The 16559-nt window shown below is 59.7% G+C and carries 16 protein-coding genes; 7 read left to right on the forward strand and 9 right to left on the reverse strand.

Annotated elements, in window-relative coordinates; translation table 11 throughout:
* The 4 genes from K7431_RS12190 to fabB all read left to right on the forward strand — a co-directional run bounded on the left by K7431_RS12190 (position 1) and on the right by fabB (position 4825).
* Positions 1-930, forward strand: a complete 930-nt coding sequence (locus K7431_RS12190; protein ID WP_043205034.1) for an ABC transporter substrate-binding protein — start codon at positions 1-3, stop codon at positions 928-930.
* Positions 927-2828, forward strand: coding sequence for an ATP-binding protein (locus tag K7431_RS12195; protein WP_012723104.1), 1902 nt, complete (start codon positions 927-929; stop codon positions 2826-2828). Before K7431_RS12190 ends, K7431_RS12195 begins: the two co-directional genes overlap by 4 nt.
* Positions 2829-3077: 249 nt before the next feature.
* Positions 3078-3593 (forward strand): 3-hydroxyacyl-[acyl-carrier-protein] dehydratase FabA, encoded by a 516-nt coding sequence (gene fabA, locus K7431_RS12200; protein WP_010211704.1) that lies wholly within the window; start codon positions 3078-3080, stop codon positions 3591-3593.
* 11 nt (positions 3594-3604) lie between these two features.
* Positions 3605-4825 (forward strand): beta-ketoacyl-ACP synthase I, encoded by a 1221-nt coding sequence (fabB, locus tag K7431_RS12205; RefSeq protein WP_012723103.1) that lies wholly within the window; start codon positions 3605-3607, stop codon positions 4823-4825.
* Positions 4826-4985: 160 nt separating this feature from the next.
* On the opposite strand, the gene K7431_RS12210 is transcribed toward fabB, so the two are convergent.
* Entirely contained in the window at positions 4986-6008 is a 1023-nt protein-coding gene (locus K7431_RS12210; protein ID WP_012723102.1) for an amidohydrolase family protein, read from the reverse strand.
* A 143-nt stretch (positions 6009-6151) separates the two neighbouring features.
* On the opposite strand from K7431_RS12210, the gene K7431_RS12215 reads away from it, so the two are divergent.
* The gene (locus K7431_RS12215) at positions 6152-6568 is read left to right on the forward strand and encodes an OsmC family protein (protein WP_012723101.1); all 417 of its coding nucleotides are present in this window, start codon (positions 6152-6154) and stop codon (positions 6566-6568) included.
* A 64-nt stretch (positions 6569-6632) separates the two neighbouring features.
* On the forward strand, positions 6633-7499 hold the full coding sequence (locus tag K7431_RS12220; RefSeq protein ID WP_012723100.1) for a pirin family protein: 867 nt from the start codon (positions 6633-6635) through the stop codon (positions 7497-7499).
* A 98-nt stretch (positions 7500-7597) separates the two neighbouring features.
* On the opposite strand, the gene K7431_RS12225 is transcribed toward K7431_RS12220, so the two are convergent.
* The 4 genes from K7431_RS12225 to K7431_RS12240 all read right to left on the reverse strand — a co-directional run bounded on the left by K7431_RS12225 (position 7598) and on the right by K7431_RS12240 (position 11312).
* On the reverse strand, positions 7598-8326 hold the full coding sequence (locus K7431_RS12225) for a dienelactone hydrolase family protein (protein WP_043205031.1): 729 nt from the start codon (positions 8324-8326) through the stop codon (positions 7598-7600).
* A gap of 66 nt (positions 8327-8392) precedes the next feature.
* The gene (htpG, locus tag K7431_RS12230; RefSeq protein ID WP_043205029.1) at positions 8393-10297 is read right to left on the reverse strand and encodes a molecular chaperone HtpG; all 1905 of its coding nucleotides are present in this window, start codon (positions 10295-10297) and stop codon (positions 8393-8395) included.
* Between the two features lie 89 nt (positions 10298-10386).
* Positions 10387-10839 (reverse strand): PaaI family thioesterase, encoded by a 453-nt coding sequence (locus K7431_RS12235; RefSeq protein WP_012723097.1) that lies wholly within the window; start codon positions 10837-10839, stop codon positions 10387-10389.
* Positions 10836-11312 (reverse strand): PaaI family thioesterase, encoded by a 477-nt coding sequence (locus tag K7431_RS12240; RefSeq protein ID WP_012723096.1) that lies wholly within the window; start codon positions 11310-11312, stop codon positions 10836-10838. The genes K7431_RS12235 and K7431_RS12240 overlap by 4 nt, the downstream gene beginning before the upstream one ends.
* A 158-nt stretch (positions 11313-11470) precedes the next feature.
* Between K7431_RS12240 and K7431_RS12245 the strand changes: the two genes are divergently transcribed.
* Positions 11471-11722 carry a hypothetical protein gene (locus tag K7431_RS12245; RefSeq protein WP_012723095.1) on the forward strand — a complete coding sequence of 84 codons (252 nt, stop codon included), beginning with the start codon at positions 11471-11473 and terminating at the stop codon, positions 11720-11722.
* Between the two features lie 90 nt (positions 11723-11812).
* Here the strand turns inward: K7431_RS12245 and K7431_RS12250 are convergent, their stop codons facing one another.
* The 4 genes from K7431_RS12250 to sucC form a co-directional block, all read right to left on the reverse strand.
* Positions 11813-12550: a DUF599 domain-containing protein gene (locus tag K7431_RS12250; RefSeq protein WP_012723094.1), complete on the reverse strand. Its 738-nt coding sequence runs from the start codon at positions 12548-12550 to the stop codon at positions 11813-11815.
* 196 nt (positions 12551-12746) lie between these two features.
* Positions 12747-14060, reverse strand: coding sequence for a branched-chain amino acid transport system II carrier protein (brnQ, locus tag K7431_RS12255; protein WP_012723093.1), 1314 nt, complete (start codon positions 14058-14060; stop codon positions 12747-12749).
* A 412-nt stretch (positions 14061-14472) separates the two neighbouring features.
* A complete protein-coding gene (gene sucD, locus K7431_RS12260; RefSeq protein WP_012723092.1) occupies positions 14473-15354 on the reverse strand; it encodes a succinate--CoA ligase subunit alpha in 882 nt (293 codons plus the stop codon).
* On the reverse strand, positions 15354-16520 hold the full coding sequence (gene sucC / locus K7431_RS12265) for an ADP-forming succinate--CoA ligase subunit beta (RefSeq protein ID WP_003210567.1): 1167 nt from the start codon (positions 16518-16520) through the stop codon (positions 15354-15356). The genes sucD and sucC overlap by 1 nt, the downstream gene beginning before the upstream one ends.
* Positions 16521-16559: the final 39 nt, after the last annotated feature.

Genomic DNA, 16559 nt, shown 5'->3' on the forward strand with positions numbered 1-16559 from the left:
ATGGGCGACTCGTCACGGATGACCTGCTTATTTATCACTTCGCTCTGGCGCCGCGCTGTGCTGCTGGCCTGCCTGCTATGGGCCGCGCCGGCCTGGAGCGCCGACATCCTGCTGACCGCCGCCGAAGACGGCGCAGGCGTGCAGGCTTTTGCCCAGGCCCTGGCCCAGCAACGCCCCGAAGACCACGTCACCTTCACGCCCCTCAACGACTTGCCAGCGCCCAGCCGCCTGCCGGCCAGCACGCGCTTGATCCTGCTGGACCTGCCCGGTCTCGACTGGCGCCTGCAAGACACCCAGGGCCCGCCGACCCTGGTACTGCGCATCAGTCGGCTGCAGGCGCACCAACGCCTGGGCACAACGCAGCACCCACGCATCAGCCTATTGTGGAGCGACCCTGCGCAGGAGCGCCAACTGCGGCTGATCGCCGCCATCCTGCCCCAAGCGCGGCGCATCGGCGTGCTCTACAGTGCCGACAGTGAATTCCTCCTGCCCGAACTGCGCCAGCACGCCAAGCCCCTCGGCCTGGAGATCGTGCCGCAGCGCTGGGACAACACCAGCGACAGCCGGCCACTGCAAACCTTGTTCAGGAACAGTGACGTGCTGCTCGGCCTCGATGACCCGCAGCTGTACAACCCGAAAACCGCGAAGAACCTGCTGCTGAGCAGCTACGCCCAGCAATTGCCGCTGGTGGGGCCGAATGCCGGATTTGTACGCGCAGGCAGCCTGGCCAGCACCTACAGCGACCAGACCGACTGGCTGGCGGTACTCGACCGCCTGCTGGACCTTGCGCCGACGAACTGGCCGCACTCGCTGTACCCGGAACATTTCAAAGTCGTGGGCAACCCGCAGGTTGCGCGCTCATTGGGGATCGAACAGGTAGACGAAGCCAACGTCGCCCTGCGATTGGCCGAAGGAGAAAAACGCCCATGACCTTGCGTCGTCGTTGGGACATCAACACCCGCACCCAGCTCATCACCCTGGGACCGGCGCTGTTGCTGACGTTGCTGTTGATCAGCTTCTTCACCTTCGTGCGTATCCAGGACCTGCGCCAGGAACTGGACCACACCGGCCAACTGATCGCCAACCAACTGGCGCCCGCCACCGAGTACGGGGTGATATCCGGCAACAACGATGTGCTCGACAGCCTGTTGCGCGCCACATTGGCCACGCCCCATGTGCGCTTCCTGGAGATCCAAGACAGCAGCGAAAACATCCTGGTGTATGTCGAACAACCGTCGGAAAAGCACGACCGCTCGCTGTCGGTAAAAGTCTTCCAGGCACCGATCCGCCTGCAACACATCCAATTGGGCAATGACTTTTTCCAGGACAACCTCAACGAATCCAAGGCACCGCGTGCGGACTACCTGGGCCGGGTGATCGTCGGCATGTCCAACGATGCGTTCAGCCAGCGTCAGCAGGAGATCCTGTTCAAGGCCGGCATCCTGGCGCTGTTCGCCCTGTTGTTCACCTTCCTGCTCGCCCGGCGCCTGGCCGCCAGCCTGTCACAGCCGATCAGTGCCATGGGCAACGCGGTCAAGGCCATCCAGCAGGGCGACTACAAGACGCCACTGCCCATCGTGGATGACTCGGAGCTGGGCGACCTGTCGCGGCATATCAACAACCTCGCCGAAGGCCTCAACCAGGCCAGTCGCGAGCAGCAACAGGCCATGGCCCAGCTGATCCAGACCCGCGAAGAGGCCGAGCGCGCCAACAACGCCAAGTCGGATTTCCTGGCGATGATGAGTCATGAGCTGCGCACGCCCATGAACGGCGTGCTCGGCATGTTGCAGTTAATGGAAACCACCGAGATGACCGAGGAGCAGAGCGAATACGCGGCGCTCGCCTCCGAATCCACCGAACACTTGCTCAAGGTCATCAACGACATCCTCGACTTCTCGCGTATCGAGCGCGCCGCGCTGGAACTGGAGCATATTCCGTTCAACCTGGCAGACCTGATCAACAGCTGCGCCCAGGCGTTCCAGCACAGCGCCCAGCAGCGTGGGCTGGCGCTGCAGCTGTCGATTCCGCAAGGAATGGACGCCTTGCGGGTGCAGGGTGACCCGACGCGGATCCGCCAGATCCTGGTGAACCTGATCGGCAATGCATTGAAGTTCACCGAGAACGGCAGCGTCAGCGTCGAGCCGCATTGGCAAACCCTCGACCATGACCTGGTGTGGTTCACCTGCACCGTGCGTGACAGCGGCATCGGGATTTCCGCCGACCGCCTGGAATTGATGTTCGATGCGTTCCAGCAGGCCGACAGTTCCATTTCAAGACGTTACGGCGGCACCGGGCTGGGCCTGCCCATCGCCCGTACCCTGGCTGAACGCATGGGCGGCACGCTGCGCGCTCAAAGCGAGGAAAGCCGCGGCTCGGTGTTCACCCTGGAAATCCCCCTGGCCATCGACCAGCACAGCGTCCCCGCCGTCGCTGCCGATACCGATGGCAAAGCCAGTGCCGGCAATGGCCGCCATGTGCTGCTGGTGGAAGACAACCCCGTCAACCGTACGGTGGTCGAAGCCATGCTGCGCAGCCTGGGCTTTGAAGTGAGCCTGGCCACCGACGGTGCCGAGGCGATCCGCAGCGCCGAGAGCCTGATTTTCACGGCGATCCTGATGGATTGCCGGCTGCCGTTGATCGATGGTTACGAGGCCACCCGACAGATTCGTCAGCTGCCGGGTTGCGCCGACCTGCCCATCATCGCCCTGACGGCCAACGCCTTGCAGGGTGACCGCGAAGCCTGTCTGGCGGCGGGAATGAACGATTACCTGGCCAAGCCGTTCAAACGCACGGATTTGCAGCAAATCCTACAGCGCTGGGTGCAATAGCGCCGCGCCATCAGCCAACTCCGACTGGCGTGAAAGACGAAAGTGCGGCAGTCTTAGGCACCCGAACGGGCCCATAAACAGGCCCGGTTTAAAATTTCAGTGAACAAGTGTACATTCAGTACCTTGCCGCTGTGACTTTCACTACAACGCAATAGTCTATGTGTAGGCTGCCGACATGAGGCATGAACGCTTCATTCGGTTCGGGAAGATTTGCCCTACCCTGCCGCATGGGATTATTGAGGAGCTCGCATGACCAAACAAAACGCCTTTACTCGGGAAGACCTGCTGCGCTGCAGTCGCGGTGAGCTGTTCGGCCCAGGTAACGCGCAACTGCCCGCCCCCAACATGCTGATGGTGGATCGCATCACCCATATCAGTGAAGAGGGTGGCAAGTACGGCAAAGGTGAATTGGTCGCCGAGCTGGATATCACCCCGGACCTGTGGTTCTTCGCTTGCCATTTCGAAGGCGACCCTGTGATGCCAGGCTGCCTGGGCCTTGACGCCATGTGGCAGCTGGTCGGTTTCTTCCTCGGCTGGCAAGGCCTGCCGGGCCGCGGCCGCGCCCTGGGTTCGGGCGAAGTGAAGTTCTTTGGCCAGGTCCTGCCGACCGCCAAGAAAGTCACCTATAACATTCAAATCAAGCGCGTCCTCAAGGGCAAGCTGAACCTGGCCATCGCCGATGGTTCGGTGAGCGTCGACGGTCGCGAGATCTATACTGCCGAAGGCCTTCGGGTCGGCGTATTCACTTCCACTGACAACTTTTAAGGGTTATCCGCATGCGCCGCGTCGTTATCACTGGTCTGGGCATCGTTTCTTGCCTGGGCAATGACAAAGAGACCGTCACCGCTAACCTGCGTGCAAGTCGCCCTGGCATCCGCTTCAACCCGGAATATGCCGAAATGGGTCTGCGTAGCCAGGTTTCCGGCTCCATCGACCTGCCCCTCGAAGAGCTGATCGATCGCAAGATCTATCGCTTCGTCGGCCACGCTGCCGCCTACGCCTACCTGGCGATGAAAGACGCAATCGCCGACTCCGGCCTGAGCGAAGACCAGGTATCGAACGTACGCACCGGCCTCATCGCCGGTTCCGGCGGCGCATCCACCCTGAACCAGATGGAAGCGCTGGACATCCTGCGCGAAAAAGGCGTGAAGCGCGTTGGCCCGTACCGTGTAACGCGGACCATGGGCAGCACCGTTTCCGCCTGCCTGGCCACGCCGTTTGCAATCAAGGGCGTGAACTACTCGATCTCCTCCGCGTGCGCCACCAGTGCTCACTGCATCGGGACTGCCGTTGAGCAGATCCAGCTGGGCAAGCAGGACATCGTGTTCGCCGGCGGCGGTGAAGAAGAGCATTGGAGCCAGTCGTTCCTGTTCGACGCCATGGGCGCACTGTCTACCCAATACAACGAAACCCCGGAAAAAGCCTCCCGCGCCTACGACGCCAAGCGTGACGGTTTCGTCATCGCCGGCGGTGGCGGCATGGTGGTCGTCGAGGAGCTGGAACACGCTCTGGCCCGTGGTGCCAAGATCTACGCGGAAATCGTCGGCTACGGCGCGACCTCCGATGGCTACGACATGGTTGCCCCAAGCGGTGAAGGCGCCATCCGTTGCATGCAGATGGCCATGTCCACCGTGGACACCCCAATCGACTACCTGAACACCCACGGCACCTCGACTCCGGTCGGCGATGCCAAGGAAATGGAAGGCGTGCGTGCGGTGTTCGGCGACAAGGCTCCGGCCATCAGCTCCACCAAGAGCCTGTCCGGTCACTCCCTGGGCGCCGCTGGCGTTCACGAAGCGATCTACTGCCTGCTGATGATGGAAGGCAACTTCATGGCCGGTTCGGCCAACATCGACGAGATTGATCCGGTTGTGGCTGATATGCCGATCCTGACCAAAACCGTTGAAAACGCAAAAATCGACACCGTGATGAGCAACAGCTTCGGCTTTGGTGGCACTAACGCTACCTTGGTGCTGAAACGCTGGCAGGGTAAATAAACCCCGCAGGTTGATCACATGAAAAGCCCCGACTGGTTCGGGGCTTTTTTATGCGTGTTGATGTCGGTGAGTTTCTGTTCGTTCTGCGCCAACGCCTGGGGGCACGATTGACCTACAGGCGCAAGGTTAATGCGCTTTTGCGCAAGACCAAAACGCGATATCAACGTGCCACACCCTCGCGCGCCGCTTTAGGCAGGATGGCCAAGAAGTTGTCCCGCGCGACTTTTTGCGCAACGTCCTCGGGCAAGGCATCCAGAAAAGGGTCAAAGCGGCGCATTTCCTTACCCAGCTTGTTGAAGCGCCCTACTACGTCAGAGCCCAGCATGAAGCGCTCTGGAAAGCGCTCTACCAGCTTTACCCACTCCGGGCGCGGCTGACCCCCATCATCCAGCAAGTACGGCGTGAGCATGCTCCAGGACAGGTCGATATACAGGTTCGGATAGGCCTCCAGCATGCGGCTCAAAGTGGGCAACAAAAAGTCCATCCGCACCTGATGGCGGTGGATCTCCTTGCTGGTGCCAGCATGCGCCCAGATGAAGCGGGTGTGGGGATGGTTGCGCAGCGGCTCCTCCACTTCCGCAAGGTACAGCGGGTTGCGCTCGCGCTTGGAGGTGATGTTGGAGTGCAGCATCACCGGCAGGTCGTTCTCCGCCGCCAAGTGGTAGATGCGGGTCATGGCTTCGTTATTGGCGCGCGGGGTGTCGCCCGCAGTGATAGCCGTCAGGTCATCATGGCGCGTGAAAACTTCGCCGATGCCCTGCCACAGCCCAGGGTTGAGGTCGAGCATGCGCTGGATATGGGCATCGGAGTTCTTGTCGTTGGGGTTGAAGCCCGACAGAAACGGGTGAAAACGCTGGCGCTGCTCAGGGGTCAGTTTGTTGACCGCTGCGGCCACGATCACATCGGTTGCGCTGTACCAGTAGGCATCGGCGTCGTCACCGGCGTAATAGCGTGGGCGCTTGGGTTCGTCTTCGTGCCATTTCTTCGCCACTGGAATGCCGGAAATCATCACGTGCTCGATGCGGTTGTCGGCCATGGCCTTGAGCAGCTTGTCCATGCCCGCCGTTTCCTGGAAGAAATCCACGTAATGCAGGTGCGCGTCGCTGTAGGCATAGTCGCGGGCCTGCGCGGCAAGGCTGCCGGCGGCGAGCAACAGGGCAAGAGTCAGGCGAGTCCAGGGCACGGTAAAACCTCGATAAGGGCTGATACGGGTAGACCTTGCGCGGCGTGCCGCGGTTCATCCCCCAAAAAACGTGGAACACTGAAGTGCCAGCATGCTCTATAACTGCATGACCTTCATCCTGCCCCCCCCCTGTGAGGTTTGCCATGCCTGTTACCGTGAACACCCTGAACCAGGACAACTTTCGCCACAGCGTCAACATCAACAACCATGAGTTGTTTACCGACCTGCCCAAAAGCCTGGGCGGTGACGATTCGGCGCCCTCCCCCCATGACTACTTCGATGCCGCCCTGGCGTCGTGCAAGGCCCTGACCCTCAAGCTCTACGCCCAGAAAAAAGATATCCCGCTCACCGGTGTCACCGTGGAGGTCACCCACGACGCCGCGGAGGAGCAGAAGGGCAAATACAAACTCAACGTCAAGCTGACCCTTAAAGGTGTGCTCACCGATGAGCAACGCGATGAGCTGCACCGCGTGGCCGACCGCTGCCCCGTGCACAAGCTGATGACCACTGCCGAAATCAGCATCGACACTCAACTGTCGGAAGGCGCCTTCAGCCAATAGCGGCAACCTCCCGTCGAGCGGGTTATGCTCAGCACTCTCCAACCCGCTCAGACTGGGACGCACCATGAACACCCTCACCGTGATTCGCCCTCGCGCCGAAGACGTCGAAGGCCAACCGATCCTGCGCCCGCTGCCATCACGGGAATGCCGTAGCGTCGGGCCTTTTGTGTTTTTCGACCATATGCTGCTCACCCGCTATGCACCGGGCGATGGCATGAATATCCGCCAACATCCGCATATTGGGCTGTCCACGCTGACGTACCTGTTCGAAGGGGTATTGCAGCACAAGGACAGCTTGGGCTCGGACCAGGTGGTGCAGGCGGGCGACGTCAGCTGGATGACCGCCGGCAGCGCGATTGCCCACGTCGAGCGTACACCCGAGGCGGTCAGGACCCATGGTTTCAGCCTGCATGGGCTGCAAGTGTGGCTGGCCTCACCCAAGGACCACGAGACCGGGCCAGGCCACTACAGTCATCACCCGGCCGCGAGCCTGCCGGTGAGCGACAACCTGGGCGTGCAGATCCGCCTGATCGCGGGCGACGGTTTTTGCCTTAAATCGCCGGTGCCGGTGCTCTCGCCCACCTTGTATGCCGAGGTGCAAATGCAAACGGCCACCACGCTGCTGATCCCGGATGAGCATGAGGAACGTGCGGTGTATGTGCTGGAGGGCGAGGCTCAGTTGGACGGTGAGGCGCTAGAGGTGCACAGCTTGGTGGTGTTGCCGGCCGAACGGGAGATGACGTTGTCTGCCGATACCGATTGTCACCTGGTCTTGATTGGCGGCGCGGCGCTGGATGGGCCACGGCGGATCAATTGGAATTTTGTCGCGAGTGACCCGGCGGTGATCGAGCAGGCCAGGCAGCGTTGGGCGTCTGGGGATTGGCCGACGGTGCCGGGTGAGTCTGAAAGAATTGAGTTGCCTGTGAGGTAGCTATCGCAGGCAAGCCAGCTCCCACTTTCGACTGTGTTCACAAATCAAACTGTAGGAGCTGGCTTGCCTGCGATGAGGCCCGAACAAGCGCTAGAGATTTAGCCCTTGAACACTTCATCCAACAAGTTATGCATCGACCGGAAGGCCCGCTCAGCAGTCTTCGCGTCGTACATCATCTTGCCCGGCACATTCGCATCCGGGTCGGTGAAGGAGTGCACCGCGCCGCCGTAGCTCAGCAATTGCCAATCCACACCGGCCGCGTTCATTTCATCTTCAAACGCCGGCAGTTGCTCTTTCGGCACCAAGGGGTCCGAGGCACCGTGCAGCACCAGCACTGAGCCCTTGATGTTCTTCGCATCCGCCGGGTTAGGCGTGTCGAGGGTACCGTGGAACGAGATGGCCGCCTTGAGCAGTGCACCGGTACGCGCCAGCTCCAGGGAGCAGCAACCGCCGAAGCAGAAACCAAAAGTCGCCAGCTTGGACGTATCAACCGCTGCCTCAGTCTGGCCCTGCAGCTGCTCAAAGGCCGCCTGCATGCGCTTGTTCAGCAACGCGCGATCATCCTTCAACGGCATCATCGCCGCACCGGCCTCATCGCCGTTCGACGGACGCACAGTCTGCCCGTACAGGTCGGCGATCAACACCACATAGCCGTTGCTCGCCACGCGCTTGGCGATCTCTTCGGCACCCGCACTCACCCCCATCCAATTCGGCGCCATCAACAGGCCCGGCAGCGGACCCTTGTGGCTGGCATCGAACGCCAGGCGGCTTTCATAGGACTGGCCATCAATCTGATAGACCACGGAACGCACAGTGACTTGGCTCATCATTTTCTCCAGTTGAGGTGCAGTAGAACGAAAAAACCCGCCGAAGCGGGTTTTTCTACAACGCTGTTAAACCGACAGTTCAACCAACAGCTTGTTCAGTCGGCGCACATACGCGGCCGGATCTTTGAGGCTGTCACCAGCGGCCAGGGCCGCCTGGTCGAAGAGGATGTGCGACAGGTCGCCAAAACGCTCTTCGCTCTGCTCGCCGTCGAGTTTCTCGATCAGCGGGTGAGCCGGGTTGAATTCGAAGATCGGCTTGGAATCCGGCACCTTCTGACCGCTGGCTTCAAGGATCTGGCGCATCTGCATACCCAGGTCCTGCTCGCCGATGGCCAAAATCGCCGGGGAATCGGTCAGGCGGTGGGAAACCCGCACTTCGCTGACGGCATCGCCCAGGGACGCCTTGATCCGCTCGACCAGGCCTTCTTTGGACTTGGCGACTTCTTCGGCTTCTTTCTTCTCTTCTTCGGAGTCCAGGTTGCCCAGGTCCAGGTCACCACGGGCCACGTCGACGAAGGACTTGCCGTCGAATTCGTTGAGATAGCTCATCAGCCACTCATCGATACGGTCGGTCAGCAGCAGCACTTCGATGCCTTTCTTGCGGAAGACTTCCAGGTGCGGGCTGTTCTTGACCTGTGCGTAGGTTTCGCCGGTGAGGTAGTAGATCTTGTCCTGACCTTCCTTGGCGCGCGCCAGGTACTCGGCCAGGGACACCACCTGCTCGCCATCGTCACCCTGGGTGGAGGCAAACCGCAGCAGGCCGGCGATTTTTTCCTTGTTGGCAAAATCTTCCGCCGGGCCTTCTTTCATGACTTGGCCGAAGTTTTTCCAGAAGCCCTTGTATTGCTCAGGCTCGTTCTTCGCCAGTTTTTCCAGCATGTCGAGCACGCGCTTGGTCAGCGCCGACTTCATGGAGTCGATGATCGGGTCTTTCTGCAGGATTTCCCTCGACACGTTCAGCGACAAATCGTTGGAGTCGACGACGCCTTTGATAAAGCGCAGGTACAGCGGCAGGAAGGATTCGGCCTGGTCCATCACGAACACGCGTTGTACGTAGAGCTTGAGGCCTTTTGGCGCTTCACGCTGGTACAGGTCGAACGGAGCACGGGCCGGTACATAGAGCAGCGAACTGTATTCCAGCTTGCCTTCGACCTTGTTGTGGCTCCAGCTCAGCGGGTTTTCGTAGTCATGACCGATGTGCTTGTAGAACTCCTGGTATTCCTCGTCCTTGATCTCGGTACGCGGACGGGTCCACAGGGCGCTGGCACGGTTGACCACTTCCCATTCCTGGGCAGGCGTCTCTTCGCCTTCGGCGGCCGCTTGTTCTTTCGGCAGTTCGATCGGCAGGGCGATGTGGTCGGAGTACTTCTTGACGATGTTGCGCAGGCGCCAGCCATCGGCGAACTCGTCTTCACCGTCTTTAAGGTGCAGCACGATACGGGTACCCCGATCGGCCTTGTCGACGGTGGCGATTTCGAACTCGCCCTCGCCTTTGGACGACCAATGCACGCCTTCGCTGGCGTCGAGGCCGGCACGGCGGCTGAATACCTCAACCTTGTCAGCGACGATAAAGGCCGAATAGAAGCCCACGCCGAATTGGCCGATCAGGTGCGAATCTTTTTTCTGGTCGCCCGACAGGTTCTTCATGAAATCGGCGGTGCCGGATTTGGCGATGGTACCCAGGTGGGTGATCGCGTCTTCGCGGCTCATGCCGATGCCGTTGTCTTCGAGGGTGACGGTCTTGGCGTCTTTGTCGAAGCTCACACGGATTTTCAGTTCCGCGCCACCTTCCAGCAACTCAGGCTTGGACAGGGCTTCGAAACGTAATTTGTCGACAGCGTCAGAGGCGTTCGAGATCAATTCGCGAAGGAAGATTTCCTTGTTGGAATACAGCGAATGGATCATGAGGTGCAGCAGTTGCTTCACCTCGGTCTGGAAGCCCAGGGTTTCCTTTTGAGTTTCCACACTCATGGTCATCAAACTCCAATTGGATGGCAGTGGCCGCGCCCTGAAGGGTTGGCGGCGGGTTGTCATCAAAGTTGGGGGCTAAGACCAGGATTTCAAGGGCGGCTTGGTTCCTCGATCTTGAAATGCGCGCGGGCGGTGGCGATGGGCTCCGCCGCCGTGCTTTGCCAGGCGGTAATCGCCACATTGGCCACCCGTCGGCCTTGGCGCCACACCTGGCATTTGGCGTAAGTGTCGCGAAATTGGCCGGCGCGCAGGTAATCCAGGGAAAAATCGATGATTTTCGGGATACCCGGTGTGCCAGTAAGCACCAGCAGGTGCAGCGCCGCCGACAGCTCCATAAAACCCGCGATCACCCCGCCGTGCAGCGCCGGCAATATAGGGTTACCAATATTGTCCTTGTTGGCCGGCAGGCGAAACAGCAGCTCATCCCCCAGCCGGGTGCATTCGATGCCAATCAGTTTGGCGTAGGGAATCAGCTCGAGCAGCGCCGCGTAGTCGCCGCGCTCATGGGCTTGTTCCAGACGGGTCTTGAAGCGGTGCGTCATGCCTGCTCTCCTTTGATCGTGCTGCTCAACCCTTGTGTGCCCTTGAGGCGCTTACCCATGCGCATGAAGGTACCGACCACATGCGCAATGGGTTGCTGCGGGTCATCCTGATAGGCGAATCCACGGGTAAAAATCACGTCGGCAGTCACTCGGTAGCATTGAGCAAAGCCGTAGACGGGCTTGCGCGGCTCGGCGGGATGCATGTAGTCGATGCGCAGGTCCAGGGTCGGGCACACCTCGAACTCCGGCAACACACACAGGGTGGCCATGCCGCAGGCGGTGTCCATCAGCGAGGTCAGCGCGCCGCCATGGATCACTCCGGTCCGCGGGTCACCGACCAAATGCAGCGCATAAGACATCACCAGCGTGATGCCCTCCTCGCTGGCCTGATAAGCGGCAATACCCAGTACCTGACAGTGGCGCAAGGCCGATACAAAACGCTTCGCACGCTCTAACAAAGGATTTTCGGTCATGGGCTCCAGACTCTTATGGGTGGGGATATGCCGTGCAGGTGGTACGCGTGAAAGTTCCTTGGCGACCGTGGTTTATATATCTGCGCAATAAAAGGAACTAATGCTGAACGGCCATGCTCGAAAGGCCAGTAGATATCTTCAATAAGGAGAAACACCCCATGCGCAAGACTTTAGCTATTTCCATGATGTTGGCCGCTGCCCTCGGTCTCGCTGCCTGCGATAAAAAATCCGAAGACAAAGCCCAAGATGCCGCCGCGCATTCTGAGCAAGCTCAGAAAGATATGGCGAAAGCTCAGGATAAAGTGAACGACGCTGCGAAAGAAAACGCCGATGCTGCCAAAGCTCAGGCTGAATCGAACGCAGCCGCCGCGAAAGAAGCAGCACCTGCTACGCCTGCCACCGGTTCTTGAGACCGCGGCTTGAAATAGCTTCGCTGCAAAAAGAAAGCCCGCTTAAATAGCGGGCTTTTCTTTGTCTGCTGTTTTTAGTTGAAGCGTTAATTAAACAGCCTCTTTCACCGCCTCGGGCGGCGACGTATCCGTCTGTGTATACACCATCACTTGCAGTACGTCGGAATGGAATTCCCGACGGTACAGTACCAACACTACCCCACTGCTCATCAACATGAATAACCAAGGGCTGACAAACCACGCCAGCATGGTCATGCCGAAGTAATAAGCGCGCAGGCCAAAGTTGAACTGGTTGGCGGCCATGGAGATCACCCGCGCCGCGCGCAGTGCAAACGCCTTGCGCTCCTGCTCCGACACATGCCGCTCACCAATCATCGGTGCCGAGCCGACCAGCACCGCCGCGAAGTTGTATTGGCGCATGCACCAACTGAACGTGAAGAACGCATAGACGAACACCAGCGCCAGGCACAACAGCTTGATCTCCGACATGCCTTGGGAAGCCTGCTGCACCATGGGAATGTCGGCCAACAGCGACACCGCGCGTTCCGAGGCACCCAGCACGGTGAGAATACCGGCCAGGATGATCAAGGTACTGGAGGCGAAGAACGAGGCGTTGCGCTCCAGGTTGCCGATCACGCTGGCGTCGGCGATGCGGTTGTCACGCAGCAGCATGCGGCGCATCCAGTCTTCGCGATACAGGTGCAGCACACTGGCCAGGCAGGCCGTGTCGCGGGCCTTCCAGGTGGCGTAGCGGGTGTAGCCGCCCCAGCAGAGGATGAACCAGAGGGCGGCCAGCAGATGGATCTGATTGGTTTCGACGAACGACATGCGGGTCCTGTTACACAGTGGCGGGTGGCGGAACACGGTCTGAAGGTGGGAGCCCGCTCCCACACTGACCGCATTCCAATGTTTAGATTCTGTAGCCTGTTCGACGCTAGCTCAGGCCAAAAGACACTGCCTGATGCCCATAAAAAATGCCCCGTATCGATTGATACGGGGCATTTCAGTACTGCGCGAACGTGGGTTATGCGATCGCTTCGCTACGCTTGCCGAGCATACGGTCAATCACCACCGCCACAACCAACGTCATCACCGACGGCACCAACCACGCCAGGCCTTGTTCGCTCAGCGGCAGGTTCGCCAGTTGCGACGGCATCCAGCCCGCCAGACCCGCGCCCTTGAGCGCGTCGATGCAACCGAAGATGAACGACACCAGCATCACCGGGCCAACGATGCGGCCCTGCTCCTGCCAGAAGTCTTTGCAGAAGCTCAGCGCCACCAGCACGATGCACGGCGGGTAGATCGCGGTGAGTACCGGGATCGAGAACGCAATCAGCTTGGTCAGGCCCAGGTTCGACACGAACAGCGAGAACAAAGCCAGGATCACGACCAGCGTCTTGTAGGACAGCGGCAGGATTTTGCTGAAGTACTCAGCGCAAGCGCAGGTGAGGCCCACGGCGGTAACCAGGCACGCGAGCGAGATCAACACCGCCAGGAAACCGCTGCCCATGGAACCGAAGGTGTGCTGCACGTAGGCATGCAACACGGCGGCACCGTTAGCCGCACCCGAGGCGACTGCATGGCTGCCCGAGCCGAGGCGGAACAGGCTGATATACACCAGCGCCAGTCCCACACCGGCAATCAGCCCGGCAATGATCGCGTAGCGGGTGATCAGCTTCGGCGACTCGACGCCACGGGAGCGAATGGCATTGACGATCACGATGCCAAATACCAGGGCGCCCAGGGTGTCCATGGTCAGGTAACCATTGATAAAGCCCTGGGAGAACGGCGCAGCCACGTATTCCGGGGTAGCAACGCCCACGTCACCGGCCGGCAAGGCGAACGCCGCGATACCGAGGATGGCCAGCGCGATGATCTTCAGCGGCGCCAGGAAGCGGCCAACAGTGTCCAACAGACGACCTGGGTACAGGGAGACAAAGAACACCACCAGGAAGTACACCGAGCTATAGAGGAACAGCGCCAGCGGGCTTTCGCCGGTCAGCGGCGCCAGGCCCACTTCGAAGGAGACGGTCGCGGTACGCGGGGTGGCGAACAGCGGCCCTACCGCCAGATACGCCGCCGCCGCGAGCAGGCCACCGGCGATCTTGCCGATGGGGCTGCTCAACGCGTCCATACCGCCACCGACCTTGGCCAGGGCGATCACCGTGACCACCGGCAAACCCACTGCGGTGATTAGGAAGCCCAGCGCTGCCATCCAGACATGAGGCCCGGACTGCAAACCCACGATAGGCGGGAAGATGATGTTGCCGGCGCCCACGAACAGGGCAAACGTCATAAAGCCCAGCGCCAGGATGTCCTGGCTTTTCAACACTTTCATTTGAGGAAATACCACACTACTGAATCGGAATTTAGAGGGGGATTCCCTGTGGATGAGGGAAATACTGCCGGCCCTTATGGGCGCCGAACGGTCTAGCGCGCGGCTTCCTTTTGGGATGCGGGCGCATAAAGAGGCGGCAAGGGTACAGAATTGGGCTGACAAACGCACTGTTGCGGGGCGCACTGTCCGATAAGCGACATCTCTATGTCGCATTTTCATACTTAATCTGGCAATGCAGATAAATGTGGGAGGGGGCTTGCCCCCGATGGCGAAGTGTCAGTCACTGTATTTGTTAACTGACCCACTGCAATCGGGGGCCCCCTCCCACATTTTGATCTTTATTAAACCTCAGAAAGCACAAAGGCCACCCGAAGGTGGCCTTTGCTGGTGAAGCGTCAGTAACGCGCGAGGCTTACTTGACAGCCCAACCGGTCAGCTCGGACAAGGCCTTGCCGATGTCTGCCAGCGAACGCACGGTTTTAACGCCTGCGTCTTCCAGGGCAGCAAACTTCTCGTCTGCAGTACCCTTGCCGCCAGAGATGATTGCGCCCGCATGGCCCATGCGCTTGCCCGCAGGGGCAGTCACACCAGCGATGTAGGAAACAACCGGCTTGGTCACGTGTGCCTTGATGTAGGCAGCCGCTTCTTCTTCAGCCGAACCGCCGATCTCACCGATCATCACGATCGCTTCGGTCTTCGGGTCTTCCTGGAACAACTTCAGGATGTCGATGAAGTTGGAGCCTGGGATCGGGTCACCGCCGATGCCGACGCAAGTCGACTGACCGAAACCGGCGTCAGTGGTCTGCTTAACAGCTTCGTAGGTCAGGGTGCCGGAACGGGAAACGATACCGACTTTACCTGGCAAGTGAATGTGACCTGGCATGATGCCGATCTTGCATTCGCCTGGCGTGATCACGCCTGGGCAGTTAGGGCCGATCAGGATTACGCCCAGCTCGTCGCACTTAACTTTAGCGTCCAGCATGTCCAGGGTAGGAATGCCTTCGGTGATGCAGACGATCAGCTTGATGCCGCCGAAGGCCGCTTCCAGGATCGAGTCCTTGCAGAAAGGAGCTGGAACGTAGATCACGCTGGCGGTGGCGCCAGTGGCCGCTACAGCGTCTTTCACGGTGTTGAACACAGGCAGGCCCAGGTGCTCGGTGCCGCCTTTGCCCGGCGTTACGCCGCCAACCATCTTGGTGCCGTATTCGATGGCTTGCTGGGTGTGGAAACTACCTTGCGAACCGGTAATACCCTGGCAGATAACTTTGGTGTCTTTATTGATCAGGACGCTCATTATTTGCCCTCCGCAGCTTTGACAACTTGTTGAGCAGCGTCGGTCAGGCTGGTAGCCGCGATGATGTTCAAACCGCTTTCTGCCAGTACTTTAGCGCCCAGTTCAGCGTTGTTACCTTCAAGGCGAACAACAACCGGGATTTTAACGCCCACTTCTTTCACTGCACCGATGATGCCTTCGGCAATCATGTCGCAACGAACGATGCCGCCGAAGATGTTGACCAGTACTGCAGCGACGTTGGAGTCGGACAGGATGATCTTGAAAGCTTCGGTTACGCGTTCTTTGGTAGCACCACCGCCCACGTCGAGGAAGTTGGCTGGTTTGCCGCCATGCAGGTTGACGATGTCCATGGTACCCATGGCCAGGCCAGCACCGTTGACCATGCAACCGATGTTACCTTCCAGGGCTACGTAGTTCAGTTCGAACTTGGCAGCGTGCGCTTCGCGCGGATCGTCTTGCGACGGATCGTGGAAAGTCTTCAGCTTAGGCTGACGGTACATGGCGTTGGCGTCGATGTTGATCTTGGCGTCGAGGCAATGCAGATCGCCGTCAGCCTTGATCACCAGCGGGTTCACTTCCAGCAGGGCCAGATCGTGATCCTGGAACAGTTTGGCCAGACCTACGAAGATCTTGGCGAACTGGGCAACTTGCTTGCCTTCCAGGCCCAGCTGGAAAGCCAGCTCGCGACCCTGGAATGGCTGAGCGCCAACCAGTGGATCGATAGTGGCTTTCAGAATTTTTTCTGGGGTTTCTTCGGCGATCTTTTCAATGTCCACGCCACCTTCGGTGGAAGCCATGAACACGATGCGACGGCTCGAACGGTCAACGACAGCGCCCAGGTACAGCTCTTTAGCGATATCAGTGCACGATTCAACCAGGATCTTGGTGACTGGCTGGCCATTGGCATCAGTCTGGTAAGTCACCAGACGCTTGCCCAGCCACTGCTGTGCGAAGGCCTTGGCGTCTTCTTTGCTGCGAACCAGCTTAACGCCGCCCGCTTTACCGCGACCACCAGCGTGGACCTGGGCTTTGACAACCCACTCAGTGCCGCCGATTTTGTCGCAAGCTTCTGCTGCTGCTTCCGGGGTGTCTACTGCGTAGCCCTTGGAAACTGGCAGGCCGTATTCAGCGAACAGCTGCTTACCCTGATACTCGTGAAGATTCATGCTTTTTACCGTCTTCGTTAGGTACTGCGCATTCGGCGC

Origin of the sequence: Pseudomonas fluorescens group sp., from assembly GCF_020093335.1 — a bacterium.
Taxonomy (GTDB): Bacteria; Pseudomonadota; Gammaproteobacteria; order Pseudomonadales; family Pseudomonadaceae; genus Aquipseudomonas; species Aquipseudomonas petroselini.